This is a genomic window from Novosphingobium sp. DS6-6 (assembly GCF_057784975.1).
Genome location: NZ_JBYNTS010000009.1, coordinates 84,034 through 109,363 on the forward strand (window position 1 = coordinate 84,034; position 25,330 = coordinate 109,363).

The 25,330-nt window shown below is 64.2% G+C and carries 25 protein-coding genes; 12 read left to right on the forward strand and 13 right to left on the reverse strand.

Annotated features, from left to right (window positions below; all coding sequences use genetic code 11):
* Positions 1–20: 20 nt before the first annotated feature.
* Positions 21–1,889: a DNA primase gene (gene dnaG, locus AC3EDY_RS12105; RefSeq protein ID WP_488572755.1), complete on the reverse strand. Its 1,869-nt coding sequence runs from the start codon at positions 1,887–1,889 to the stop codon at positions 21–23.
* Between the two features lie 8 nt (positions 1,890–1,897).
* A complete protein-coding gene (locus AC3EDY_RS12110) occupies positions 1,898–2,350 on the reverse strand; it encodes a GatB/YqeY domain-containing protein (RefSeq protein WP_488572756.1) in 453 nt (150 codons plus the stop codon).
* A 159-nt stretch (positions 2,351–2,509) separates the two neighbouring features.
* Between AC3EDY_RS12110 and carA the strand changes: the two genes are divergently transcribed.
* From carA to greA, 3 genes are all read left to right on the forward strand, one after another.
* On the forward strand, positions 2,510–3,685 hold the full coding sequence (gene carA / locus AC3EDY_RS12115) for a glutamine-hydrolyzing carbamoyl-phosphate synthase small subunit (RefSeq protein ID WP_488572757.1): 1,176 nt from the start codon (positions 2,510–2,512) through the stop codon (positions 3,683–3,685).
* 84 nt (positions 3,686–3,769) lie between these two features.
* The gene (gene carB, locus AC3EDY_RS12120; RefSeq protein WP_488572758.1) at positions 3,770–7,084 is read left to right on the forward strand and encodes a carbamoyl-phosphate synthase large subunit; all 3,315 of its coding nucleotides are present in this window, start codon (positions 3,770–3,772) and stop codon (positions 7,082–7,084) included.
* A 118-nt stretch (positions 7,085–7,202) separates the two neighbouring features.
* A complete protein-coding gene (greA, locus tag AC3EDY_RS12125) occupies positions 7,203–7,679 on the forward strand; it encodes a transcription elongation factor GreA (RefSeq protein ID WP_488572759.1) in 477 nt (158 codons plus the stop codon).
* Between the two features lie 74 nt (positions 7,680–7,753).
* On the opposite strand, the gene AC3EDY_RS12130 is transcribed toward greA, so the two are convergent.
* From AC3EDY_RS12130 to AC3EDY_RS12150, 5 genes are all read right to left on the reverse strand, one after another.
* Positions 7,754–7,969, reverse strand: a complete 216-nt coding sequence (locus AC3EDY_RS12130) for a DUF4170 domain-containing protein (RefSeq protein WP_488572760.1) — start codon at positions 7,967–7,969, stop codon at positions 7,754–7,756.
* A gap of 128 nt (positions 7,970–8,097) precedes the next feature.
* Positions 8,098–8,652, reverse strand: coding sequence for a hypothetical protein (locus AC3EDY_RS12135; RefSeq protein WP_488572761.1), 555 nt, complete (start codon positions 8,650–8,652; stop codon positions 8,098–8,100).
* Positions 8,636–8,992 (reverse strand): hypothetical protein, encoded by a 357-nt coding sequence (locus AC3EDY_RS12140; protein ID WP_488572762.1) that lies wholly within the window; start codon positions 8,990–8,992, stop codon positions 8,636–8,638. Before AC3EDY_RS12140 ends, AC3EDY_RS12135 begins: the two co-directional genes overlap by 17 nt.
* A complete protein-coding gene (locus AC3EDY_RS12145; RefSeq protein WP_488572763.1) occupies positions 8,989–9,396 on the reverse strand; it encodes a phage holin family protein in 408 nt (135 codons plus the stop codon). The genes AC3EDY_RS12140 and AC3EDY_RS12145 overlap by 4 nt, the downstream gene beginning before the upstream one ends.
* Complete coding sequence (locus tag AC3EDY_RS12150; protein WP_488572764.1) at positions 9,389–10,015, reverse strand: hypothetical protein; 627 nt, start codon at positions 10,013–10,015, stop codon at positions 9,389–9,391. Before AC3EDY_RS12150 ends, AC3EDY_RS12145 begins: the two co-directional genes overlap by 8 nt.
* Before the next feature lie 263 nt (positions 10,016–10,278).
* Here AC3EDY_RS12150 and eno point away from each other — a divergent pair, with 263 nt between their 5' ends.
* Positions 10,279–11,562 (forward strand): phosphopyruvate hydratase, encoded by a 1,284-nt coding sequence (gene eno / locus AC3EDY_RS12155; protein WP_488572765.1) that lies wholly within the window; start codon positions 10,279–10,281, stop codon positions 11,560–11,562.
* A gap of 41 nt (positions 11,563–11,603) precedes the next feature.
* On the opposite strand, the gene ribH is transcribed toward eno, so the two are convergent.
* From ribH to AC3EDY_RS12170, 3 genes are all read right to left on the reverse strand, one after another.
* Entirely contained in the window at positions 11,604–12,023 is a 420-nt protein-coding gene (gene ribH / locus AC3EDY_RS12160; RefSeq protein WP_488572766.1) for a 6,7-dimethyl-8-ribityllumazine synthase, read from the reverse strand.
* 4 nt (positions 12,024–12,027) lie between these two features.
* Entirely contained in the window at positions 12,028–13,293 is a 1,266-nt protein-coding gene (gene ribB, locus AC3EDY_RS12165; RefSeq protein WP_488572767.1) for a 3,4-dihydroxy-2-butanone-4-phosphate synthase, read from the reverse strand.
* An 84-nt stretch (positions 13,294–13,377) separates the two neighbouring features.
* Positions 13,378–13,884 carry a homogentisate 1,2-dioxygenase gene (locus AC3EDY_RS12170; protein WP_488572768.1) on the reverse strand — a complete coding sequence of 169 codons (507 nt, stop codon included), beginning with the start codon at positions 13,882–13,884 and terminating at the stop codon, positions 13,378–13,380.
* A gap of 272 nt (positions 13,885–14,156) precedes the next feature.
* Here AC3EDY_RS12170 and AC3EDY_RS12175 point away from each other — a divergent pair, with 272 nt between their 5' ends.
* From AC3EDY_RS12175 to AC3EDY_RS12190, 4 genes are read left to right on the forward strand one after another with little or no spacing between them, the layout of a single operon-like run.
* Positions 14,157–15,176 (forward strand): LacI family DNA-binding transcriptional regulator, encoded by a 1,020-nt coding sequence (locus AC3EDY_RS12175; protein WP_488572769.1) that lies wholly within the window; start codon positions 14,157–14,159, stop codon positions 15,174–15,176.
* Positions 15,177–15,182: 6 nt separating this feature from the next.
* Complete coding sequence (locus AC3EDY_RS12180; protein ID WP_488572770.1) at positions 15,183–15,911, forward strand: alpha/beta fold hydrolase; 729 nt, start codon at positions 15,183–15,185, stop codon at positions 15,909–15,911.
* Positions 15,893–17,038: a cobalamin-independent methionine synthase II family protein gene (locus AC3EDY_RS12185; protein WP_488572771.1), complete on the forward strand. Its 1,146-nt coding sequence runs from the start codon at positions 15,893–15,895 to the stop codon at positions 17,036–17,038. The genes AC3EDY_RS12180 and AC3EDY_RS12185 overlap by 19 nt, the downstream gene beginning before the upstream one ends.
* On the forward strand, positions 17,035–17,787 hold the full coding sequence (locus tag AC3EDY_RS12190) for an HpcH/HpaI aldolase family protein (protein WP_488572772.1): 753 nt from the start codon (positions 17,035–17,037) through the stop codon (positions 17,785–17,787). Before AC3EDY_RS12185 ends, AC3EDY_RS12190 begins: the two co-directional genes overlap by 4 nt.
* A 51-nt stretch (positions 17,788–17,838) precedes the next feature.
* Here the strand turns inward: AC3EDY_RS12190 and AC3EDY_RS12195 are convergent, their stop codons facing one another.
* A complete protein-coding gene (locus AC3EDY_RS12195) occupies positions 17,839–18,822 on the reverse strand; it encodes a cupin domain-containing protein (RefSeq protein ID WP_488572773.1) in 984 nt (327 codons plus the stop codon).
* Positions 18,823–18,946: 124 nt separating this feature from the next.
* Here AC3EDY_RS12195 and hisD point away from each other — a divergent pair, with 124 nt between their 5' ends.
* A complete protein-coding gene (gene hisD / locus AC3EDY_RS12200) occupies positions 18,947–20,272 on the forward strand; it encodes a histidinol dehydrogenase (protein ID WP_488572774.1) in 1,326 nt (441 codons plus the stop codon).
* On the forward strand, positions 20,269–21,033 hold the full coding sequence (locus AC3EDY_RS12205; RefSeq protein WP_488572775.1) for an SDR family NAD(P)-dependent oxidoreductase: 765 nt from the start codon (positions 20,269–20,271) through the stop codon (positions 21,031–21,033). The genes hisD and AC3EDY_RS12205 overlap by 4 nt, the downstream gene beginning before the upstream one ends.
* A 30-nt stretch (positions 21,034–21,063) precedes the next feature.
* Here the strand turns inward: AC3EDY_RS12205 and AC3EDY_RS12210 are convergent, their stop codons facing one another.
* Entirely contained in the window at positions 21,064–21,924 is an 861-nt protein-coding gene (locus AC3EDY_RS12210) for an ester cyclase (protein ID WP_488572776.1), read from the reverse strand.
* Positions 21,924–22,988, reverse strand: a complete 1,065-nt coding sequence (locus AC3EDY_RS12215) for an ester cyclase (RefSeq protein WP_488572777.1) — start codon at positions 22,986–22,988, stop codon at positions 21,924–21,926. Before AC3EDY_RS12215 ends, AC3EDY_RS12210 begins: the two co-directional genes overlap by 1 nt.
* Before the next feature lie 102 nt (positions 22,989–23,090).
* Here AC3EDY_RS12215 and AC3EDY_RS12220 point away from each other — a divergent pair, with 102 nt between their 5' ends.
* Together AC3EDY_RS12220 and AC3EDY_RS12225 are read left to right on the forward strand one after the other, a co-directional pair.
* A complete protein-coding gene (locus AC3EDY_RS12220) occupies positions 23,091–24,068 on the forward strand; it encodes a nuclear transport factor 2 family protein (protein ID WP_488572778.1) in 978 nt (325 codons plus the stop codon).
* Positions 24,065–25,324 carry an MFS transporter gene (locus AC3EDY_RS12225; RefSeq protein ID WP_488572779.1) on the forward strand — a complete coding sequence of 420 codons (1,260 nt, stop codon included), beginning with the start codon at positions 24,065–24,067 and terminating at the stop codon, positions 25,322–25,324. The genes AC3EDY_RS12220 and AC3EDY_RS12225 overlap by 4 nt, the downstream gene beginning before the upstream one ends.
* Positions 25,325–25,330: the final 6 nt, after the last annotated feature.

The window sequence follows — 25,330 nt, forward strand, 5'->3', positions numbered from 1 at the left end:
CGAATTATAATATCTGCCAATTATAACGATGCACGCGTGCGACCCATCTGCCCCAACCGGGCCAGCAATGCTAGCCTTCGTTGCAGCAATCGTTGCTGTTCGGCAAAGCTATCCTCGGAAAAGTCGTTTTCCAGGCGCTCTGTCGCCTGCGCCAGCGCCGATTCCACCGCCGGAAGATCGACGATCAGCTCGATCGCTTCGGCCAATTCGTCAAGCGCGGTCGCGCTCGCTTCCGCCAGAAAGCCGAATCGCAGCCCGTCATAATCATCCGCGTGTGGCACCCGTAGCTGCCGCGATGCCAATATGGGGCGCAGCGTGGCGCTTTCAAGCGGCACGCCCGAATCGGCGAGGGCCAGAAGAGCATCGAGCAGCGCGGCCATGGCTGGATTGGCAGGGTGAACATGAGAAAGTGCCTCACCATGGCGGACGATCGCGGCCGGATGCGTAACCAGGCCTGCCAGCACGGCGGCTAGCAAGGCCTCGCGCGAGCCCACTTTCTGCTGCAGGCGGCTGGCGGCTTCCGCCGGTAGTGGCGGTGGTGCGGGTTTCCAAGGGCCGCGCCCATACGCACGTCCGGCAGGGCCGCCGCCCGGGCGCGGCGCGAAAGCCGGGCGCTCGCGACGAGGGAAAGCCAGTTCGCCGAAACGATCGAGCAGTTCGCGGCGATAGAGCGCCTGGATATCGGCATGCTGGATCGTTTCGCAATGGGCCAGCAGCCGCGCTTTCAGTCCGGCCTTGTCTTCGGGCGTGGCCAGCGGCGCGGCGCGGCGCTCGCCTTCCCACAGCACGTCGATCAGGCTGCGCGCGGTGCCCAGCAGATCGAGCATGGCGTCGCGTCCGCGCTGTTTCACCACGTCGTCGGGATCCATGCCGTCGGGCAGCGTCACGATGCGCAACGAGTGACCCGGGCGGAGCAGGGGCAGGGCGCGCAACACCGCTTTCATCGCGGCGCGCTGGCCCGCTGCATCGCCATCGAAACACAGCGTCGGGCATTCGCTCACGCGCCAGAGGCGTTCGATCTGATGGTCGGTCAAAGCCGTGCCGAGCGGCGCTACCGCTTCGGCGATGCCGGCAGCGGCCAGCGCGACCACGTCCATATATCCTTCGACCACCACGATCCGCGCGGCGGCACGCGCCGCCGGCCCTGCCCGGTGCAGGTTGTACAGCGTGCGGCCCTTGTCGAACAACGGGGTATCGGGCGAATTGAGGTATTTGGGAGCATCGGTCTTTTCCGCGGTCAGGATGCGCCCGCCAAACGCGATGATTCGGCCGCGCTGGTCGGCGATCGGCAGCATCAGGCGTCCGCGAAAACGATCGTAGGGCGCCTTGTCTTCCACCACGATCTGCAAGCCGGCCTCGATCAGCATCGCTTCTGAAAAGGCTGAGAGCGCATCTTTGAGCGCGGTGCGGCTGTCCGGCGCATAGCCGAAACCGAATTCATGCTGGACGCGTGGGGGAAATCCGCGCGAGGCGAGATAGGCGCGGGCGTGCTGGCCTTCCGGTCCTTTCAGGCTGGCGACGAAGAATTCCTGGGCCGCCTGCATGACGTCATGCAACGACCTGGCCGCTTGCGCCCGTTGCGCGGCCTGGCGGTCCATCTCGGGCAGGTCCATGCCTGCCTGCGCCGCCAGTTCCTTGACGGCATCGATGAAGGGCAGGCCCTGGTGATCGGTCATCCAGCGGATCACGTCGCCATGCGCGCCACAGCCGAAGCAGTGGTAGAAACCCTTTTCGTCGTTGATCGTGAAGCTGGGCGTTTTCTCGTTGTGAAACGGGCAGCACGCCTTGAATTCGCGCCCCGCCTTCTGCACCCGGATCGACCGCCCGATCACGCCCGAAAGCGAAATGCGGTTGCGCAGCTCGTCCAGCCATTGCGGGGTCAGGCTCATGGGTTACGTCAAGCCAAAGCCGCCTTTACGAGGCCGCTCGCCTTGCCCATGTCGATCTGGGTGCCATGGCGGGCTTTCAATTCGGCGACCACGCGGCCCATGTCTTTCATGCCGGTGGCGCCGAGTTGCTCCTTGATCGCCGCAATGGCTGCCTTGACCGCGTCTTCGGAAAGCTGTGCCGGCAGGAAATCCTCGATCACCGCCAGTTCGGCCTTCTCCACGGCGGCCAGTTCCTGGCGTCCGCCCTGTTCGAACAGGGCAATCGATTCGCGCCGCTGCTTGACCATTTTCTGCAGCACGTCGATCACCACGGCATCGTCATCGGGGATGCTGGCGGCGGTGCGCAGTTCGATATCCCTGTCCTTGAGCTTTGCCAGGATCAGGCGGATGGCGGCCAGGCGTCCCTTGTCGCCGGCTTTCATGGCGGCCACCTGCGCGGCCTTGATCGTATCGCGGATCATTTATCTCGCATTCCTGTGGATGGTGCCGCAAGCAAGGCGGCAAAGGCACTCTCCTAGGGCAAACTTTCTTGAACCGCTAGGTTGACGCTGCGATCAATGGGGCGTAGCGGCCGAGCCTTAGCAACATCGCCAGATCCCCGCCAACGGAGCGCCCCCATAATGGCCGACCCCGCCCTTTCGCTCGTCTCCCAGCCAGAAGGATCGACGGGCGTGCTTGTTCTGGCCGATGGCTCGGTCGCCTGGGGCAGAGGCTTTGGCGCCGTTGGCGAGGGGGTTGGCGAAGTGTGCTTCAATACGGCGATGACCGGCTATCAGGAAGTGATGACCGATCCCAGCTATGCGGCGCAGATCGTCACGTTCACTTTTCCTCACATCGGCAATGTCGGCACCAATGCCGAAGACATGGAAAGCCATGGCGTGCCGGGTGCGGTGGGCTGCGTGGTGCGCGAGGACGTGACCGCGCCGGCCAACTTCCGCGCCCAGGGTACTTTCCAGCAGTGGCTGGAGCGGCAGGGCCGCATCGGCCTTGCCGGGGTCGACACGCGTGCGCTCACCCGCCGCATCCGGGTGTCAGGCGCCCCGAATGCAGTGATCGCGCACGATCCCGAGGGGCGGTTCGATCTGGACGCGCTGCTGGACAAGGCACGCACCTGGCCCGGGCTGGAAGGGCTGGATCTCGCTCGCGTGGTCAGCCGCGAAACGCAGGAAGAATGGCAGGGTTCGGTCTGGCGGCTGGGGGAGGGCTATACCCGCCCCCAAGGCACCGGTCGGCCGCACGTGGTCGCCGTCGATTTCGGGGCCAAGGACAATATCTTCCGTAACCTGGTCGAGGCGGGGGCAGACGTAACGGTGGTGCCCGCGCAGACCGGCTTCGACGCGATCATGGCCTTGAAGCCCGCGGGCGTGTTCCTCTCCAACGGTCCGGGCGATCCGGCCGCCACCGGTGCCTATGCCGTGCCGGTGATCCAGAAGCTGCTCGCCGCCGACGTGCCGATCTTTGGTATCTGCCTTGGCCATCAGATGCTTGGCCTGGCGGCTGGTGCGCGGACGACCAAAATGAACCAGGGCCATCGCGGCGCCAACCATCCGGTAAGGCGCAACGAAGACGGCGTTGTCGAAATCACTTCGATGAACCACGGATTTGCCGTCGACAACGCGCCCGGCGCCCTGCCGGAATCGGTGATCGAAACCCACGTCTCGCTGTTTGACGGCTCCAACTGCGGGATCGCAATCGCCGGCAAGAAGGCGTTCGGCGTGCAATATCACCCCGAAGCTTCGCCCGGCCCGCAAGACAGCTTTTACCTGTTCGAAAAGTTTGTGAAGATGCTGCGATAACTCTCTGACGATAAAGCGGATGGTTTAACATCATCGGCCATGCCCTGGTATGGCGGACGCACGATAAAGACAAAAGGCCCTCGTATGCCCAAGCGCACTGACATCTCCTCGATCCTGATTATCGGCGCCGGACCGATCGTCATCGGCCAGGCCTGCGAGTTCGATTATTCGGGCACCCAGGCGGTCAAGGCGCTGAAGGAAGAAGGCTATCGCATCGTCCTGGTCAATTCCAACCCGGCCACGATCATGACCGATCCGGAAATGGCCGATGCCACGTATGTGGAGCCGATCACGCCCGAAGTGGTGGCCAAGATCATCGAGAAAGAGCGCCCCGACGCGGTGCTGCCGACGATGGGGGGGCAGACCGCGCTCAATACAGCGCTGGCCCTTGCCAACGACGGCACGTTCGAAAAGTTCGGCGTGACGATGATCGGCGCCAATGCCGAAGCCATCGACAAGGCCGAAGATCGCCAGAAATTCCGCGACGCGATGGACAAGATCGGGCTGGAATCGGCGCGGTCGGGCGTGGCCCACAGCGTGGACGAAGCATTGGCGGTGCTGGAGACGACCGGCCTGCCTGCGATCATCCGGCCCAGCTTCACTCTGGGCGGCACGGGTGGCGGGATTGCCTATAACAAGGACGAATTTATCAGGATCGTCCGGGGCGGGCTCGAAGCATCGCCCACCACCGAAGTGCTGATCGAGGAGTCGCTGCTCGGCTGGAAGGAATACGAGATGGAAGTCGTTCGTGACCGGAACGACAATGCCATCATCGTCTGTTCGATCGAGAACGTCGATCCCATGGGCGTGCATACCGGCGATTCGATCACCGTGGCGCCAGCGTTGACGCTGACCGACAAGGAATACCAGATCATGCGCAACGCATCGATCGCGGTCCTGCGCGAAATCGGTGTAGAAACAGGTGGTTCCAACGTGCAGTTCGCAGTCAATCCCAAGGACGGGCGGCTGATCGTGATCGAGATGAACCCGCGCGTTTCGCGTTCGTCCGCGCTGGCTTCGAAAGCAACGGGCTTTCCCATTGCCAAAGTCGCGGCAAAGCTTGCCGTGGGTTACACGCTGGACGAAATCACCAACGACATCACCGGCGCGACACCCGCCAGCTTCGAGCCGACGATCGACTATGTCGTTACCAAGATCCCGCGCTTCGCCTTCGAAAAGTTCAAGGGGTCAGAGCCGCTGCTCAGCACTGCTATGAAATCCGTGGGTGAGGTGATGGCAATCGGGCGCAACCTCAAGGAATCGCTGCAGAAGGCGCTGCGCGGGCTGGAAACAGGGCTTGACGGGTTCAACCGTTACGACGCGCTGGAAGGCGCAACGCGCGACGAGATCAATGCCGCGCTCAGCCGTGCCACGCCCGACCGGCTGCTGGTGGTGGGCCAGGCCTTCCGCGAGGGCCTGAGCGTCGACGACGTGCATGCGGTGACGAAGTACGAACCCTGGTTCCTGCGCCATATCGCGGAAATCATTGCCGAGGAAGAAGCGGTCATCGCCAATGGCCTGCCGCGCACGGCGCAGGGCATGCGGCGCCTTAAGGCAATGGGCTTTTCCGACAAGCGGCTGGCCAAGCTGGCGGTGCGTTCCGCCGGCCTTGTCGGCAGCCCCAACCACGCGCGTTCGGGCCTGGTGCACGATGTGGTATCGGCCATGGCCGGCGCCACGAGCGAGGCCGAAGTGCGCAAGCTGCGTCACAAGCTGGGCGTGCGTCCGGTGTTCAAGCGGATCGACAGTTGCGCAGCGGAGTTCGAGGCGGTCACGCCCTATATGTACTCCACCTATGAAAGCGGCCTGTTCGGCGAGCCGGAAAACGAGGCGGCGCCGAGCGACCGGCGCAAGATCGTCATTCTGGGCGGTGGCCCCAACCGCATCGGCCAGGGCATCGAGTTCGACTATTGCTGCTGCCATGCGTGCTTTGCGCTGGAAGAAGCCGGGTTCGAAACGATCATGATCAACTGCAATCCGGAAACCGTGTCGACCGATTACGACACGTCGGACCGCCTCTATTTCGAGCCGCTGACCGCCGAAGACGTGCTCGAGATACTCGACGTCGAACGCGGCAATGGCGAGCTTGTGGGCGTGATCGTGCAGTTCGGCGGGCAGACGCCGCTGAAGCTGGCGCAGGCGCTCGAAGATGCCGGCATTCCCATCCTGGGTACTTCGCCCGATGCGATCGACCTGGCCGAAGATCGCGAGCGCTTTGCCGCCCTGGTGGAGGAACTGGGTCTTCGCCAGCCGGCCAACGGCATTGCCCGCAGCCGCGACGAGGCCATCGCCGTTGCCAGCCGTATCGGCTACCCTGTGCTGATCCGCCCCAGCTACGTACTGGGTGGGCGGGCCATGGAGATCGTCGACAGCCAGGCGCAACTGGAAGACTATATCGCCACGGCCGTGCAGGTTTCCGGCGACAGCCCGGTGTTGATCGATCAGTACCTTCGCGACGCCATCGAGTGCGATGTCGATGCCCTGGCCGATGGCGAAACCGTGCGCGTGGCCGGCGTGCTGCAACATATCGAGGAAGCCGGCATTCATTCCGGCGATAGCGCCTGCACGCTGCCGCCCTACAGCCTGCCTGGCGAAATCGTTGCGGAAATGGAACGTCAGACCGTCTTGCTGGCCCAGGCGCTGAAAGTGCGCGGGCTGATGAATATCCAGTTCGCAGTCAAGAACGGCGAGGTCTATCTGATCGAAGTCAACCCGCGCGCCAGCCGGACAGTGCCGTTCGTGGCCAAGGCGGTGGGTCAGCCCGTGGCCAAGTATGCCGCGCGCGTCATGGCCGGAGAACGGCTTGCCGATCTGCCCGCAATCCGGCGGGACATCGATTACATGGCGGTGAAAGAAGCCGTTTTCCCGTTTGCGCGTTTTCCCGGCGTCGACCCGGTGCTGTCTCCGGAAATGAAATCGACGGGCGAGGTCATGGGGCTGGACAGCAGTTTCGCCATGGCGTTTGCCAAATCGCAACTGGGCGCGGGCACGCGTTTGCCGCAAGCCGGCACGCTGTTTGTTTCAGTCAAGGATACCGACAAGCCGGTGGTGCTGCCAGGCGTGCGCAAGCTGGCGGCGCTGGGCTTCAAGATCGTGGCGACCGGCGGCACAGCCCGCTATCTGGCGGAGCAGGGCGTGAGCGTCGAGCAGGTCAACAAAGTGGCTGAAGGACGCCCGCATATCGTCGATCGCATCATCGATCGGGAAATCGCCATCGTTTTCAATACGACCGAAGGCTGGCAGAGCCACAAGGACTCGCAATCCATCCGTGCATCGGCGCTCAGCGGCAAAGTGCCGTACTTCACCACCGCGGCCGCATCGGTCGCCGTGGCCGAAGCGATCGAAGCTTTGCGCAGTGCGGAACTTGAAGTGAAAGCCCTGCAAGACTATTATCGTTGATCGTCCCAGGGTTTCCCTCCCATACCGGCTGAACGACGCCGGGCTGGTTTTCAGCCCGGCCGGGGAACGGTTTTCCTCCGAACCCATTGGGCCAGAAATTGAAAGAGAAGGATTACGGATGGCCAGTGTCGAAAAGCTGCCGATGCTCCAGGAAGGCTATGAAAAGCTGACCGCAGAGCTAAAGCTGCTGCGCGAGGAGCGTCCCCGGATCGTCGATGCCATCGAGGAAGCACGCGCCCACGGCGATCTCTCCGAAAATGCCGAATACCATGCCGCCAAAGAACGTCAGGGGCAGGTTGAAGCGACGATTGCCGATCTGGAGGACAAGATCAGCCGCGCGCATATCATCGATCCAACCACGCTTTCGGGCGACCGCATCGTGTTCGGCGCTACCGTCACTCTTCTCGACGACGAGGAAAAGCCTGTGAGGTATCAGATCGTCGGCCAGGCCGAGGCCGACGCCAAGCGCGGCCGGATCAGCTATAATTCGCCGTTGGGACGCGCGCTGATCGGGCGCAAGGTGGATGACGAGATCGAAGTCACCGTGCCGTCGGGAGACAAGTTCTATCTGGTGCAGAAGATCGAGTTCATCTGATCTGCCACTATTCCGCGCTTCATCGTTGAAAACCCCCGGAAGCACCGTTTCCGGGGGTTTTCAATATCGACGGGTTACGCCTGTCCGGGATCAAGCAGCCGGTGAAGGTGAACCACCACATAACGCATTTCAGCATCGTCGACGGTGCGCTGCGCGCAGGCACGCCAGGCATCTTCGGCCGAGGCATAATCCGGATAGATGCCAACAAGATCGATTGCGTTGAGATCGACAAAATCGAGCGATTGCGGGTCTTTTACCCGCCCGCCCATCACGAGGTGAAGTTTTTGCATTGTGGCCCTTCCATGGGAGGATGCACACGTCGCGATGGCAAACTGTTCGCGTTTGCGCAAGGCCCGAGCACGGATCACGGTCCGCGGCCGACGCAGCGGTGCTCGGGTGATCCGGGCTTTGCTTCACATCAACGTTTGAGCCGGCCTGCCAGATCGCCGGCCTTGGCAAGCGCAAGATCGGCCGCTTCGCGCGCCAGACTTGCCGCCAGATCGGCCAGATCGCCAGCTTTCCGTCGTGCCTCGCCCGCGCCATCGGCCAGCTTCTCGCCAGCCTCGCTACCGATGTCTTCCAGCTTGTGGACGCCTTCGCGCCCGGCTTCGGCGGCCTTGGCAGCATAGGCCACCGCCAGTTCGGCAGCCAGTGTGGCGAGGGTACCGGCTTTCTTGCCGAGACCGGCAAGCGCCTGTTCGGCCGGCGCGGCCAGATCGGCCAGCGACGACGCAACAACTGCCCGGCGTCCGCGACTGGCGATCGTGCCCAGGACAAGACCCAGCGCCAGACCGCCGGCGAGCGTTGCCAACGGATGCCGTTCCACAATCTGGCGCGCCGTCCGGCTGGCACTGGCCACGTCGGGCTCAGCCTCTTTCAGAATCACCGGTGCGGTGTCGTTACCGGGCTTGCCCTTGGCCGATGGCGCCGCCGCCGGCGCAGGATCGGGCTTGTGTTTAGACTTCTTGCTCACTTTGATACTCCGGATACTGCCCCGTCACTTTCGCCGGTTTGCCGAACCAGCCAACAGGGCGCTTGCTCCACAGCCAGTCAGCCAGTGCCAGCAACGGCTCGCGCAGCGTCCACCCCGCCAGCACCGCAGCCGTTGCCAACAGCGCGGGTGCGGTGTCGCGCACCGCCGTTCCGGCACCATCGATCACTTCGACCATCTCGTCGATCATCCGGTCGCGCAGGCGCAGACCCAGCGAGCGGACGGCAAGATCCTCTTTCAGTCCCAGAACTTCCACGCGCATGTTCTGCCATGCCTCGGCACGCGCTCGCGCGGCGGCCAGCAGAGGCTGTTCGTCGCTCATGCCTGTTCCCCCGTTTCGCGTTCAGATGAAACAGATGAAACCGTTAGGCTGGTAGCGGCCGCATCCCCCAACATGGTGTTGCGGGCATCGCGGAACGCCCCGACCGCAGCGCGAAAGCACACTGCGCTCAGCACGGCAAGGGCCAGGCATACGACGCCCAGGGCTCCCCAAGGTGTAAGCAATGGGGCGAGCGCGATCAGCAGCCCCACCACCACCGCCACCAAAGTCAGCCCACCAAACGCCGCAGCGAGCGCCAGGAACAGGACCACACGTTTGCTCCGGCTCCAACCGAAGCCCACGCGCGCTTTCTGATAGGCCAATTCTGCGTCGAAAACAGCTTCGCCCTGGCGCCACAGCGCCTCCAATCGCGCGGCCAGCGGGGTGGCCTCGCTGTCGTCAGGCATCCTTGCTGTCACTGCCGCGGAACAGGCGCGCCAGCACAAAGCCGGTAACGGCGGCAATGCCCAGGGCGGTTGCGGGGCTCTTGCGCACGAACGTCTTCACGTCTTCGCCCAGCTCGACAAAATCCTTCGATGCAAGCTGGTCAGCCGTTTCTTCCACGCTCCGGGCGGCGGTGCGTGCGTAATCGCCATACTTCACGCCCAGCTTTTCATCGATAGCGGTGGCCGAGCCGCCGATCGCCTTGCTGACGGCAGCAAGAGCTTCACTGGCCTTGGCCTTGCCTTCATAAGCAAGATCGGCGCCCTTGTCTTTGGCCTGCGCGGCAAGAGCCCTGGCTTCTTCAGACCACTGCGCAGCCGTATCGGCAGCCCGGTCCTTGTAGACCTGGCCCTTTTCCCGCGCTTCGGCTTTCAATGTTTCGGCGCTCGTGCGGGCATCTTCCACGGCCTGGGCAAAACGGCTCTTGGCCTTTTCGGCAAGATCGCGCGCGGCAACGGCAAGATCGTTCGCCTTAGCGTCGGCGGAATCAGCCGTGGTGGTCGTGCCGGCATCGACCAGATCGGTGCCGGCAGTCTTGAGCGCAGTTTCGGCTTCTTGATTTTGAGAGGCGGCGTCGGCCATGAGAATCCCTTTCTCTTTCGACAAATGCTTATGCCACGATCGTATGCTTGATGCCCGGCACGCGATGGGCCGGGGTAACGTTTTCCCCTGCGGCGTTATTTGTCGCTCTATGCCATCTAGCAAGCCAACGCCGCTTGCTTGCCAAGGTTCCACCCGATAGGAGCCCGGCAGGCCGGTGAAGTCCAGAGAAACTTGCACCGTCGTCCGCTGCTGGAAACGGGCCCACCGGGGGCCTGCCACCGAAAGCCAAGGGAAAGCCGATCATGACCGCGATCATCGATATTCACGCCCGCGAAATTCTCGACAGCCGTGGCAATCCGACTGTCGAAGTCGACGTCCTACTTGACGACGGCTCGTTCGGTCGCGCCGCCGTGCCTTCCGGCGCTTCGACCGGTGCCCACGAGGCGGTGGAACTGCGCGATGGTGACCAGGCACGCTATCTGGGCAAAGGCGTGACCAAGGCAGTGGACGCCGTCAACGAAGAGATCAGCGAAGTCCTGCTTGGCCTGGACGCCGAAGATCAGCGAGACATCGACCTGGCGATGATCGAACTCGACGGGACGGAAAACAAGAGCCGCATCGGTGCCAACGCCATTCTCGGCACCTCGCTCGCCGTGGCCAAGGCTGCTGCCGATGCGCGCGGCCTGCCGCTCTATTCTTATGTCGGGGGCGTATCGGCCCATGTCCTGCCAGTGCCGATGATGAACATCATCAACGGCGGCGAACATGCCGACAACCCTATCGATTTCCAGGAATTCATGATCATGCCGGTAGGCGCGCCCACCCTGGCGGAAGCGGTGCGCTGGGGCGCGGAAGTGTTCCACACGCTGAAAAAAGGCCTGCATGAAAAGGGCCTGGCCACAGCCGTGGGGGACGAGGGCGGCTTTGCCCCCGATCTTGCCAGCACGCGCGACGCGCTCGATTTCATCATGACGTCGATCGAAAAGGCCGGTTTCAAGCCGGGCGAGGACATCGTGCTGGCGCTGGACTGCGCATCGACCGAGTTCTTCCGCAACGGCAAGTACGAGATCAGCGGCGAAGGTCTTTCGCTCAGCCCCGAAGCCATGGCCGACTACCTTGCCGCGCTATGCGACGCCTATCCGATCCTGTCGATCGAGGATGGCATGGCCGAAGATGATTTCGAAGGCTGGGCAGCGCTCACCGCCAAGATCGGCAAGCGGGTTCAACTGGTCGGCGACGATCTGTTCGTGACCAATCCCCGGCGGCTGGAAATGGGCATCGGCAAGGGCCTGGCCAATTCCCTGCTGGTCAAAGTCAACCAGATCGGCACGCTGACCGAAACGCTGGAAGCCGTGAGCATCGCCCAGCGCGCCAGCTATACCGCGGTGATGAGCCACCGTTCCGGCGAAACCGAAGACGCGACGATCGCCGATCTCGCGGTCGCGACCAACTGCGGCCAGATCAAGACCGGCTCGCTGGCCCGGTCAGACCGGCTGGCCAAGTACAACCAGCTGATCCGCATCGAGGAAGAGCTGGGCCAGGCTGCGCGATATGCCGGCAAGGCATGCTTCGGCCGGCTGGCCTGATCGCCAATGGGTAAGGGTAATGCCCCGACGTGAGCGGGGCATTACCCCCACTTCTGCTTGAGATCGTAAAGCGCGATTGCCGCCTTGGCCGCTTCGCCGCCCTTGTCCTTTTGCGCCGGATCGGCGCGCACCAAGGCCTGCGCTTCGTTTTCCACGGTCAGAATGCCATTGCCGATAGGCAGGCCATCCATGGTCAGCGCCATGATGCCGCGTGCACTTTCACCGGCAACGATTTCAAAATGATAGGTTTCGCCCCGGATCACCACCCCGATGGCCACATAGCCCTGGTAATCGCCGCCCTGATCGGCAAGCGCAATGGCGGCGGGAATTTCGAGCGCGCCGGGCACGGTGACGACATCGGCCTGATGGCCTGTCCCCCTGAGCGCGGCGCGGGCGCCGGCAATCAGTTTGTCGTTCAGATGCTCGTAAAACCGGGCTTCGACAATCAGGAACTTGGCCAAGGGCTTACTCCACCAGAATCGGGTGTTCGCCAACGATGTTGAGGCCATAGCCTTCGATCGCGACTAGCGTGCGGTGGGAATTGGTGAGCAGCACCATATCGTTGATGCCCAGGTCCACCAGGATCTGGGCGCCGATGCCATAGACGCGCAAATCCATCTCCTGTCCCGGCTCTGCGCCACGCACCGGGTCGGTATCTGCGGTGGGGAACAGCAGCACGATCACGCCTGCGCCCTGGCGGCCGATTTCGGCCATCGCACGCTGCAGCGTGCGCTTGCGCGCCCCGGGGCGGCCCAGCAGATCGTCGAACGCCGAAAATGAATGGACCCGCACCAGCGTGGGCTTGCCCGGCACGACATGGCCTTTTTGCAGCACCAGCGTTTCGGTGGCATCGACCTTGTTGCGATAGGTCAGCACGCGCCAATCGCCGCCATAATCCGACGTGAACGGCACTTCGGCAACTTTGTGGACAAGGTGATCGTTCCGCCGGCGATATTCGATCAGGTCGCGGATCGTACCGATTTTCAGGCCGTGTCGGCGCGCGAATGGAACGAGATCGTCCATCCGCGCCATGGTACCATCGTCCTTCATGATCTCGCAGATCACGCCCGACGGGTTCAGGCCGGCCAGCCGCGCGATGTCCACCGCCGCTTCGGTATGGCCGGTGCGCACCAGCACCCCGCCATCGCGCGCGATCAACGGAAAGACGTGGCCGGGGGTGACGATATCGCCGCTTCCCCTGCTCGGGTCGATTGCCACGGTTACCGTGCGGGCGCGGTCGTGCGCCGAAATTCCGGTCGTCACGCCGTCGCGCGCCTCGATGGAAACGGTGAACGCGGTTTCGTGGCGCGTGCCGTTGGCCCGGCTCATCAGTTGCAGGCCCAGTTCCTCTACACGGGCGCGGGTCAATGTCAGGCAGATCAACCCGCGGCCGTGGGTAGCCATGAAATTGATCGCGTCGGGCGTGGCCATCTGCGCGGGAATGACCAGGTCGCCTTCGTTCTCGCGATCCTCGTCGTCCACCAGGATGAACATGCGGCCGTTGCGTGCCTCTTCGATGATATCCTCGATCGGCACGATGGCGGGGCTGTCGTCGCCCTCGGTCAATACGATTTCCAGCTTGGCCAGCGTATCGGCAGTGGGATTCCAGCCGGGCGACATGCATTCGCGCAAGGTGTTGGCATGAAGGCCGGCCGCCCGCGCCAATCCCGCGCGCGACATGCCACCTTCGGTCACCAGTTTGCGAACGCGTTCGATCAGGTCATTTGACATACGCCTCTTATTTCACATCATAATGTGATATGCAAGCATGTTTATCACATTGCCTATCACATTGATAATGCCCGGGGCTGTGCTTCAGTTCTGCGGGACGACCAGCATCGTGATGGATGTGGTGCTGCTGGCGGACAGCTGGACAGTGTAATCACCCGGCTGCAGCGCAAAATCCACGATCTTGCGGATTCCGGTGCAATCGGGTCCATGGCCGTGTGACGTCGAAAGCAGCGGCTTGCCATCGGCCACCACATCGATCCAGGCAGCCGATCCCAATGCGATGCGATACGTCCCGGCACTCCCCACGTGCAGGGCCACCATGCCGCCATAGGCGGGCGCGCCCGGTTTCCGGGGCGCCAGCAGATAACGCACCTCTGGCATGGGATGCAGCGTGAGCGCCTCTGCTACGCCAGGCGCGATTCTGGCCATGGCCAGGCCAGGCTGGTCATTCGCGCTTTCCAGCGTGGTGGCGTTGGTCCAAGCGGAAAATGCCGCGGGAAGGGGAGCCGGCGTTGCGGGGCAGGCTGCGGCAGCCGGCGCGGGCATGCCTTCCTGCACGGCGGCGGCACCGGCAAAGGGCGCTGCCAGCATGGCAGCAGACGCCAGGGCGGATGCCGACAGGCAACGGCGCAGAGAGCGGCATGTGGGCATTGGAGTCCTCGTTGTGTAGGGACCGGCAACCTACGCCGCCGCAACCGCGATGTCGCGGTGAATTCGCCTTTGTCACCCAACCGCTGCGGGCCTGCATCAGCAGCGCAACCGGGATGCGAAGCTGCGTGTTTTGCGTGAATAGCACTTGCATTCGAAATCAATCCGGTTACGGCTGATCATCAAACGGACCCCCTTGGCCTGGGAGGATAACCATGGCTGGCTCTTCGCGGCCGGTGCTGCAACGCCCGGGGACTTCTTATGATGTGGCCCGGCTGGCAGGGGTGTCGCAGTCGGCGGTATCGCGCTGCTTCGGAAAAGGTGGCTCGGTTTCACCCAAGACACGCGCCAAGATCATGGCCGCGGCGGCCGAGCTTGGCTATCGTCCCAACGCCATTGCGCGCGGGCTGATCACCCGGCGATCGAACCTTGTCGCGGTCGTGATTTCCAACCTCACCAACCTGCATTATCCCGAAGTGCTTTCGGCATTGACCCAGCGCTTGTCAGGCTGCGGCGTGCGCGTCCTGCTGTTCAGCCTGTCGCGCGAGAGCGAAATCGATGAAGTGCTCGAGCAGATCTGGCGTTACCGTGTCGATGGTGCTGTGGTTGCCGCACGCCTGTCTCGCGAACAGACCGCCGCTTTCGACGAGGCGGGCATTCCCCTGATCCTTTACAATCGGCAGATCGAGGACGCGCCGGTCTCTTCGGTCATGTGCGAATCCGGGCCCGGCGAAGCTTCGCTGGTCGGTGGCATGGTGCGTGCCGGCCTGCGCGGTTTCGGGATCATCGCCGGGCCGCAGGATTCGACGGTGGGCGAGGCCCGCGTCGCTGCCGCGCTCGCTCGGCTGGGGCATGCGGGGATCAGCAAGGTGCCTGTACTGCGCGGTGATTATTCGTATGAATCCGGCCACCGCGCCGCCCTGGCCCTGCTCGACTCCGGGCCGATCGACGCGATCATCGCGGCCAACGATGTGATGGCACTGGGCGCAATGGATGCGGCGCGCCACAGCCGCGGCTTGCGCGTGCCCGAAGATCTGTCGGTCGTTGGCTTTGACGGAGTCGCGCCGGCGCGGTGGGAAAGCTATGATCTGACCACCGTTCGCCAGCCGGTCGAACGGATGACCGAGGCGGCCGTTTCGATGCTGATCGAGCGGATCGAGGACAGGACCATGGGTTCCGAGCGGCGGCTTTTTTCGGGGGATCTCGTCACCGGCAGCACGGCCAGGCTGGGCTGATCGCCGATGGTGTTCCTGTTCCTGCCGGGCAACATGTGCGATGTGCGCCTCTGGGCGCCGGTGATCGCGCGGATGAAGGCCACCGGCGCCTCATGCATGACAGGCGATCTTTCCACCCAGACCAGCATCGCCAGGATGGCCGAGACGATGCTGGCGCAAAGCACCGGCTCCCTGGTGCCGGTTGGCTTTTCGATGGGGGCCATCGTCGCGGTGGAAATGTGGCGGCAGGCGCCGGAGCGCATCGCGGGCCTGGGCCTGGTCGGCTTCAATGCCACGGCCGATCTCCCCGAACGCGCGGCGGTGCGCCCGCGCCAGCAGGCCGACGTGCGTGCTGGGCGGCTGGCGCAGATCGTGGCCGACGAACTGAAGCCCAATTACCTGGCGACGGTTCATCGCACCAATGAAGACCTGCGCAAGCTGACCATGGCCATGGCGTGCGACCTGGGCGATGCGGTGTTCATCCGCCAAAGCGAGGCGCTGCGCACCCGCCACGATCTGCGCCCCGTGCTGCCGACGATCGGCGTTCACGTGCTGCTTGCATGCGGGGCGGAAGACCAGTTGTGCCCCCCCGCCTGGCATAATCGCTGGGCCTCGATGATCGGGGCGCAGGCACAGGTCCATGTCGTGCCCGATGCCGGGCACATGTTGCCGCTCGAACAACCCGCCGCGCTTGCCGATGCGATCATCGGCTGGAGCGTCTGTCTGAAGGACCCGCTATGTCGCATGCCATCCTGACCACGCATGTCGGCTCGTTGCCGCGCAGTGCCGAGGTGACCGACCTCATCTTCGCGGCCGAACGGGGCGAGGCGGTAGACCAGGCGCGTTTCGATACGGTCGTTTCGGCGGCGGTGGATGATGCGGTTCGGCGCCAGGTCGCTGCCGGGGTTGCGCTGGTCTCCGATGGCGAAATGGCAAAAATCAGCTACGCCACTTATATCAAGGACCGAATAAGCGGCTTTTCAGGCGACAGCCCGCGCCGCGCGCCTGCCGATCTCGAGGCGTTTCCCAGCTTCCTCGAACGTCAGGCCAAGGGCGGGGGCACACCCAGCTATCGTCGGCCACGCTGCGTGGGTGAAGTCAAGGCGATGACGCTTGCTCCCTTGCATGACGATCTTCGCCGTTTCCAGGCGGCGCTTGCCCGTCACCGTCCGGCGGCCGGCGGTTTCATGAACGCGGCGTCACCCGGCGTGATCGCCCTGTTCCAGCCCAACGATTTCTATCCGGATGACGATGCCTATCTCGATGCCATCGCCGAGGCGATGCGCCCCGAGTACGAAGCCATTGTCGCGGCCGGTCTGATCCTGCAACTCGACAGCCCCGATCTGGGGCTCGGGCGCCACATGATGTTCAAGGGCCTGCCCGATGACGTTTATCTGCGCCGCATCGAACGCAACGTCGCCGTGCTGAATCATGCTTTGCGCAACGTGCCCGCCGATCGCGTGCGCATGCACGTGTGCTGGGGCAATTATGAAGGCCCGCACCATTGCGACGTCGAAATGGCAGTTATCCTACCCGTTCTGATGCGGGCGAAACCGGCGGGCCTGCTGTTCGAAACCGCCAATCCTCGCCACCAGCACGATTTCGAGGCATTTGTCGAACACCGTGGCCTGATCCCGGACGACAAGGTGCTGATCCCTGGCGTGATCGATTCGACCACCAATTTCATCGAGCATCCGCGGGTCGTTGCCAACCGGTTGCGGCCGTTCATCGATCTGGTCGGTGCGGAACGGGTAATTGCCGGCACCGACTGCGGGTTCTCGACGTTTGCGGGCTTCGGGGCGGTCGATCCGGAAATCGTCTGGGCAAAGCTCGCGACTCTGGCGGAAGGCGCCGCGCTGGCGAGCGGACGTGTGCCGGCATGATGCTGAAAGACCGGATCGCTGCCGGCGTGCCATTGTTCGGCAGCTTCCTGAAAACGCCGTCGCCGATCCTGGTCGAGGTTCTGGCGACGGCAGGGCTCGACCTGCTGTGTCTTGACGCCGAACATGCTCCGTTCGATCGCCAGGCGATCGACCTGTGCGTGATGGCAGCGCGTGCGGCTGCTTTCCCGGTCATCGTCCGCCCCCCCAGCGCTGCGCCGGAGCATATCCTCAACGCGCTCGATTGCGGAGCGGACGGGGTGTTGCTGCCTCACATCCGTTCGGCCGCAGAAGCGGAGGCAGCGGTCATGGCTGCGCATTACCGGCCGGGTGGGCGCGGCTATGCCGGGTCGTCGCGCGCGGCCCGCTATGGCCTGGCCATGATGGCCGAGCACCGCGCCGCAAGCATGGCGCGCACCGTGGTCATCGCCCAGATCGAGGATGTCGAAGCGCTTGACGCGCTTGCCGCCATTGCTGCGGTTCCGGGGATCGACGCGCTGTTCGTAGGCCGGATCGATCTGACCGTCGCGCTCGATGCCGCTACGCCCGATGCGCCCGAGGTGATCGCCGCGGTCGATCGGATTATCGCTGCCGGGAAAGGGGCCGGGGTCCCGGTCGGCATGTTCGTACCCCGCAATCAAGACATTCCCGGCTGGCGCGCCAAGGGCGCCACCCTGTTTTTGCAAGGATCCGATCACGCTTTCATGCGCGCCGGGGCAGCCTTGGCGCGGCAACAGGCGGGAATGGATTGAAACACCTGCGGGGGCGCCCGGCCCGGGCGGGTCAGCGCCCGGGCCGGCGCATCATGCCATGACCGGCGGCGGAGGGGCGTCGCCGCCAAGGACGGCGAAGATCAGCGTATCGCCATCGGCCGCATAAGCGCGAAGGGTGCCCTTCGGCACTGTCAGCGTGTCGCCGGTATTCAGTTCTGCCGTCTGGCCGTCCACCTCGACCCACAGCGCCCCGCGATGGACGAACAGGACTTCCACGCCGGGTCGGCGGTGTGGCATGATGCAGGATCCCGCCATAAGCGCGAGCTTGCGGACGCTGTACCCGTGAGCCCAGGGGAACAGCCCGGCCGCCAGCCCTTCCCGGGGCGCCGCTTCGCCAATCAGCGTCGTCTGGCGGATGGCGCTTGCCGGCGCGTTGCCCCACCAGTCTGCGCGGGCCACCATCGTTTCCGCGACGTTCTGGCTGACACGGTCAAGCAACGCGACATCGCCCGCGTCGGTCGGCCGCATCGGCGCCACGTCGGCGGGCAGGGTTTCACCTGCCGCGGTATCGACCAAGGCTCCGTTTTCCAGCAGCACCAGTCCATATCCCCGTGCCATTTCAAAGACTTTGGGCGCCCAGGTGACGCGGCCCGGATCATCACCACCCAGCACCGCCCACAGGAAACCCGTGTCGCTGCCGATATTGGTGAAGCCGCGAAACGTGCGGGTCGGGAAGGATACAAGGTCCCCCGGTCCTGCCTCGACCGCTGCATCGTCGCCATGCTCGCCGAACGTGAAACGCCAATTGCCGCTATGGATCACGAAGGTTTCCGCCGTGTCGTGACTATGCTGCGAATTCACGCAATGCGGCGGCTGGCGCGCGCCGCCGATATTGAAGCCGTGCGGCTCGGCAATATGCACATGCTGGGCGGGATTTTCCGACACCCCGGGGCCGATGATCGTGAAGTTTTCCTTCGCGTCTGACCCGGGCGTGCGGGTATCGATGAAAGCGTTGTAACAGGGCACGAGATCCGCATAGCGGACGATCCGGCCGGGAAGTTCAAAGGATGGCATTGTCGGCAGACCGTCGCTTATTGTCGTTCTCGGCTTGACTTTATCCATTTTGCATTCGAAGTCAAATTATCGTGGGAAGAGGGCGGTAGCGCCAGCCTCGTGGTGAACGTGATGGAGTGCTGATATGGCGGAATGGTTGAAGCGGGCGGTAACCGCCGACGTGCGCGCCGAAGCGGATCGCGAAGTGCGTGACGTGGTCGAGGCCACACTTGCCGATATCGAAGCGCGCGGCGATGCCGCGGTGCGTGACCTGTCAATCCGGTTCGATGGCTGGGATCGCGAAGATTACCGCCTCAGCCCGGCGGAGATCGAGGCCTGCATCGATGCCCTGACTCCGCAAGACATAAAGGATATCGAATTTGCCCAGGCCCAGGTGCGCAATTTCGCCCGGATCCAGCGCGACAGCATGAAGGATGTCGAGGCCGAAACCCTGCCCGGCGTGATCCTGGGGCACAAGCATATCCCGGTGAACGGTGCGGGCTGCTATGTTCCGGGCGGCAAGTACCCGCTGCTGGCCAGCGCCCACATGTCGGTCATCACCGCCAAGGTGGCAGGCGTGCCGCGGGTCATCACCTGCGCGCCGCCGTTCGAAGGCAAGCCGGCCAAGGCCATCGTCGCCGCGCAGGCCATGGCCGGCGCCGACGAGATCTATGCGCTCGGCGGAATCCAGGCGATCGGCGCCATGGCGCTCGGTACCCAGAGCATCAAGCCGGTCGACATGCTGGTAGGCCCCGGCAATGCCTTCGTGGCGGAAGCCAAGCGGCAGTTGTTCGGCCGGGTCGGCATCGATCTGTTCGCCGGACCGACCGAAACGATGGTCATCGCCGATGATACGGTGGATGGCGAAATCTGCGCGACCGACCTGCTCGGCCAGGCCGAACACGGGCCGGAAAGCCCGGCCATCCTGATCACCAACAGCCGCAAGCTGGCGCAGGACACGATGCGCGAAGTAGAGCGGCTGCTTGCCATTCTGCCGACGGCCCTGATCGCGGCGCAGGCCTGGGCCAATTATGGCGAAGTCATCGTCTGCGACAGCTATGAGGAAATGCGCGAGGTTGCCGATTTCTATGCCAACGAACATGTTCAGGTAATGACCGCGAATTCGGACTATTTTCTTGATAACATGACCAATTATGGCGCGCTGTTCCTGGGGCCGCGTACCAATGTGGCCTATGGCGACAAAGTGATCGGCACCAACCATACCCTGCCGACCAGGAAGGCCGCGCGCTATACCGGCGGCCTGTGGGTGGGCAAGTTCCTGAAGACCTGCACGTATCAGAAGGTCCTGACCGACGAAGCGACGACCTTGATCGGCGAATATTGCAGCCGGCTCTGCGCGCTCGAAGGCTTTGCCGGCCATGGCGAGCAGGCCAATATCCGCGTGCGGCGCTATGGCGGGCGCAACGTGCCCTATGCCGGCGCAGTGGAACCACGGGCCGTGGCCGAATGAGCCTGCCGGCAACGCCCAGCTTTCGGCTCGACGGCCGCAATGCAGTGGTGACCGGCGCTGGGCGCGGCATCGGCCTGGCTCTTGCGGCGGCGCTTGCCGATGCGGGCGCTGCCGTAACCCTTGTGGCGCGAACGGAAGACGAAATAGCGGCCGCCGCCTCTGCGATCCGCGCTCGCGGGGGGGCCGCCGACCATGCGGTGCTCGATGTCGGCGATCTGGCAGCGGTCGCCGATTTTTTCGCCGCCAGGCCGGCCTTCCACGTGCTGGTCAACAACGCGGGCACGAACCGGCCCAAGCCCATGCAGGACGTGACCGAGGCGGACTTCGACGCCGTGATCGATCTTAACCTTAGAAGCGCGTTCTTCGTGGCGCAGGCGGCCGTGCGCGCGATGATCGCACAGGGCATTGCCGGCAGCCTGATCCACATTGGCAGCCAGATGGGGCACGTCGGCGGGCCGAACCGGTCGCTCTACTGCGCGTCGAAGTGGGCGCTAGAGGGCATGAACAAGGCATTCGCGCTCGATCTTGCGGGGCATGGCATCCGCTCCAACACCATAGCCCCGACTTTTATCGAAACGCCGATGACCCGGCCTTTCTTTGCTGACGCGGCATTCAAGGCGAGCGTGCTTGCCAAGATCAAGCTCGGGCGGTTGGGCTCGGTCGAGGATCTGATGGGGGCCGCCGTGTTTCTTGCCTCCGACGCATCGGCCCTGATGACCGGGACGAGCCTGGTGGTCGATGGGGGCTGGACGGCGGACTGATCGGGCGCCCCGTCTGGCCGCTCGCCGCGTTCAAGGCCCGTAATCGACCGGCCGCGCAAGCACCTGCGCGCGGATGGCCAGCATGTCGATAAGCAATTCCTCCGCGGTCACGCGCCCGTCGTCCAGGGTGAGCACGCTGCTGCCGATCGCGCGCACGCGCCGGCCGGTAGGCGCCAGACCCAGGCCCTCTCCCAGATGATGACCGTGCAACCGCCACAGCACGGCTACCGCGTGCGGCGCGACGATGGCCCGCTCGATCATCAGCACCGCATCGGGCAGGGCGTTCAGCACGCCTATGGCGAAGCGGCGCTGGTCGGTTGCGTCACTCGGCCCGCGCCAGGTTTCGGCCGTTTCGGCGAGCGCACGCATGTTCCAGAAGCGATGGAGATAGCGCGCGGCGGGTTTTGCCGCATCGGGAAAATCGGGTGCCAGATCGGGCATATCGGCAATGGGCAGTTGTCCCTGTCCCGGCCGCAGTTCGCCGAGCGGGGCGTGAACCCGCATGCCTGCCGCCAACTCGGCCGCCGCGCTGTCGATTTCAAGGCCAAGTGCACCCGCCCGCGCAATGCCGTCGGCGATCACGGTCTCGTGCAGGATCCGGCCACCCTGCCGTGTGGCCCAATGATGCGCTGTCCAGCCGCCGGCTGTCTCCACCACGACCATGTCGCCCAGATCGTGACGAATGTGTGCCTTGCCGAAAGACGCAAACGCCCGTTCCCGGATCAGCTGGGCCCGCAGCCTGTCCCTGCCACGCAACCGGCCCAGCGAATCCTCGCGAACGATGCGATGGAGATACGCTTCGTCGACCCCCGCCAGATCCTGTGCGCTTTCTATGCGCATCAGGAGATCGGCCAGTGTTGCCGGGCTCGAAGGCGTCGTGGCCGTGGTCATCACAATCCTCCTTCGATCTGGCGCAGCAGCGCGACTTCATCGAACACCGTCACTTCTTCCACGATCTGGCCGTGCCGCGCGCGCCAGTGGGTGACTGCCAGTATGAAGACGTCACGGCCCGTGGCCGGGCCATAAAGCGCGCCGCCGTCATGCTGCCCCGCCATTGTCCATCGCACAGCAATGTCCATGCCGTCTTCGCATGGGGTTGCGGCGACATGGTCCACTGAAAAGCGGGCGTCGCCGAACGTGCCGATCAAGGCGATAAGCCAGCCGGCTATCTCGCCCCGGCCGAACAGATCGCGCCCGCCCGGCCCAAACCAGCGCGCCGCCGGTGCATAGGCCAGATGGACTCGCGCTATGCGCCGATGGTTCCAGGCCTGGTCGATGAAAGCATGGGCGAATTCATGGGGTGCGGCCACCGGATCGGGCAGGGCGCCGTCAGGAAAGGGCGTTGCCGGGCGGGCCCGGATCGTCTCGATCGCAGCACTGCGCCATTCGGCCGGCGAGCCTGCGGCGCGGTCGGCCGCGGCTTGTACCCGCGCAACCGCACGCGGCGATTGGCCCAGGGAAAGGACAAGCGCGCTGTTGTCGCGCACCAGCCATTCCTCGACGATCAGGTTGCGCGCGCAAACGCATTCGGCAATGGTCGTGAACGTCGCGACGCGGCCTGTCGCGGCGCCGAATTCCGACGTGCCCGTGTTGGTGCCGACGCTGGTGATGCGGTGAGAGCTGAGATAGGCACCGTCAGGCCGGCTGGACCAGATCACCGCCTCACCGATCAAAGTACGATCGGGAAACGCCGTCAAAGTGCGCGCGGTATTGGCAATCACGCCGGCCGCGCCACGGATCGGGCCGGTCATCAGGTGCATCAGGCAATCGGGCGCATAATGCGTTTCGATCAGCCCGATATCCTTCTGCTCCCAGATGCGATGGGTACAGCGGATGATATAATCGACAATATCGGCATAGTCCTGATCAAAGCCATCGATCGCCTGGCGGCGCGGCCCTTGTGGCGCCAGCAGATCGGCGATGTCGCGCCCGTCAACGCCCGGTATCGTCATCATTCTTGCATCCTCGATCTGCGCAGGCGTGCCGGCAAAACATTTAGCGCTTGCCGCCGATTGCATTCGAAGTCATCATTGTGACGCGAGGAGGAAGCAAAGGCAATGGACATTCGTGCACGACGGCTGACGCTGGGCCTTGACGCCTCTGGACTGCGGGCTGCGGCTGGTGCTTTTGCCGACGATTATGCTCTCAACGGGCCGCATCCGCTGAACCGGGTGGAGGGGCGCGATGCTTTTGCCGATGCCCTGCTCGCGCCTTTGGCGGCCAGTTTCTCCCTGGCGCGCGACCGGCTCGATATCATGATCGGCGGCGGGTTTGCCGATCACCAGTGGACTGCCAGCACCGGGCACATCGCGGGCATCTTTTCGCGGCCGCTGTGGGGCATTCCGGCAACGGGCCTGCCCGCGTTCCTGCGCTATGGACGGTTCGATCGCTGGACAGGTGACCGGATCGCCGAAACCTATCTCATTGTCGATCTGCCCGGCCTGATGATCCAGGCGGGTGTCTGGCCCCTGGCCCGGCCAATGGGTGCCTTCATCGTGCCGCCCGGCCCGGCATCGCGCGATGGCGTTGCGGCCGATCCGGGCGATCCGGCCGAAGCGCGCCGCAGTCTCGATCTCGTCGAGGCGATGATCGCGGGCCTCATGCGCTATGACGGGCAATCGCTGGGCAGCATGCGCATGGTCGATTTCTGGTCTGACGATTTCTGGTGGTTCGGTCCGGCGCCGATCGGCAGTTTTTGCGGCCATGCCGATTACGAGCGCGGCCATCAGCGTCCGTTCCTGCAAGCCTTTCCCGATCGCCGCGGCGGCGATCACAAGTGCCGCATCGGCGAGCGCGGCTATGTCGCCTCAACCGGCTGGCCCAGCGTGCGTGCCACCCACACCGGCGGCGGCTGGCTCGGGTTGCCGCCGACGGATAAGCGCATCGGCATGCGGGTGATGGATTTCTGGCGGCGCGAGGGCGATAGGCTGGTGGAAAACTGGGTGTTCATCGATATCCCGGACCTGCTGCTCCAGATGGGCGTCGATATATTCGCGCGCATGGCCGAACTGGCGCCGGCCCCCGTCCGCGCATGAATGCCGTCGGTCGACCTGCCGAAGGCACCACGGTGATCGCGGGAACGCCCGCCATCCGGGCCGAATCCCTGCCGCTGGCGCGCCGCATTCCGGCATTCCTGTTCCTGCTGACGGCGTATTTCTGCTATGCCTGGACATGGAACACGGTTGACGTGCTGCGGCCCTACATCGCCGCCGATCTGAAGCTGTCGCTGACCCAGGCCGGATCGCTTTACAGCGCGCAGGCAGCGGGCGCTTTGCTGGGAGCCTTCATCAACGGCCAGCTTGCCGACCGGTTCGGGCGGCGCAATGCGCTGGTCGTGGTGATGCTGGCCTATGGCGGTCTGCTTGTCAGCGGTGCTTTCGTCACGAGCTATGTCCAGGTGATCGTGCAGCGGTTCGCCCTGGGCTATTTCACCGGCACGATGTATCCGATCACCGTCGGCATTTACGTGACGCTGTTTCCGCCTGCCATTCGCGGGCGCCTCGCCGGTGTGGCACTGGGTGTCTACAATGCCGCCGTGGCCCTGCTTGGCGCGGCTGGCGCCCTGGTGCTCGATCACGATTGGCGCATCCTGCTTTATGTCGGTGCGGTGCCGGCACTCCTTGCGTTTGCCGCGATCCCGCTGATGCCCGATGACCGCCATCTTATTCCTCACAGCGCCAAGGAAGCGCCGGCCAGGCCCGGCCGCCTGCCCGTGGCAGAGCTGTTCGCCCGCGAGGTGAGAGGGCAGACGCTGCTGCTGGTCCTGATGTGCGGGCTTAACTTCTTTGCCTATCAGGCTTTTACCGGCTGGGTGACGACTTATCTGAAATCGGTGCGGATGCTCGACGGGACAGCGATCGGTGTCATCGTCTCCTGGCAATTCTGGGGGAGCTGCGCGGGCGGCTTTGCCTGGGGCTGGCTTGCCGATCGCTATGGCCGGCGGTTGGGCGCGATCGGGTTCTTCATCGCGGCCCTGATTGTGATTGCGTATCTACGGGTGCCGGGATCGGTCGCGATCCTCGGCGCATCGGGCTTTGCCTACGGTTTTGCCATTTCGTCCAGCGTGGTCTGGGGGCCTTGGCTGACCGAACTCTATCCGCCCCATCTGCGCTCGACCGCCGCTTCGATCTTCAACTGGGGGCGCATCATCAGTTTCTTTGCGCCGCTGGTAACAGCCTCGGTCGCCGATCATTTCGGGCTGGGCATCGGCATGGCGCTGGCCAGCGTATCTTTCGTCATCGCCGGCTTCGTCTGGTTGCGCATTCCTGAAACGGTGAAGCCCAGGGCTTAGCCGCTG